This window comes from Nocardiopsis sp. LOL_012 (genome assembly GCF_048060475.1).
Classification (GTDB): domain Bacteria; phylum Actinomycetota; class Actinomycetes; order Streptosporangiales; family Streptosporangiaceae; genus Nocardiopsis.
In genome coordinates, this window is record NZ_JBHMIV010000126.1 from 1 (window position 1) to 385 (window position 385).

Genomic DNA, 385 nt, shown 5'->3' on the forward strand with positions numbered 1-385 from the left:
CCGACAAGAGCGACGGCCTGCTGTCGGTGATGGGCGGGACCTCGCTCAACGCCGAGACCCTCGCCTGGGAGTCCACCGACGCCCTCGGCTGGGTGGTCATCATCTCCGGTCTGGCCTGGGGCCTGGGCTACTTCGGACAGCCGCACATCCTCTCGCGCTACATGGGCATCACCTCGGTCAAGCACATCCGCAAGGCCGGGATCATCAGCGTCTCCTGGGCGGTCAGCGCCATGGCGCTCGCCGTCATCGTCGGCTTCGTGGGCGTCGCCTACTTCGACACCCCGCTGGAGAACGCCGAACAGGTCTTCCCGATGCTCATCGAGTCCCTGACCCATCCGCTGGTGGCGGGTGTGCTGCTCGCGGCGATCCTCGCCGCGGTGATGAG

1 protein-coding gene is annotated in these 385 nt (G+C 67.5%); it reads left to right on the forward strand.

Annotated elements, in window-relative coordinates; all coding sequences use genetic code 11:
* A partial coding sequence (locus ACFHWE_RS23750; RefSeq protein ID WP_416604105.1) for a sodium:solute symporter family transporter occupies positions 1-385 on the forward strand: 385 nt, incomplete at both ends.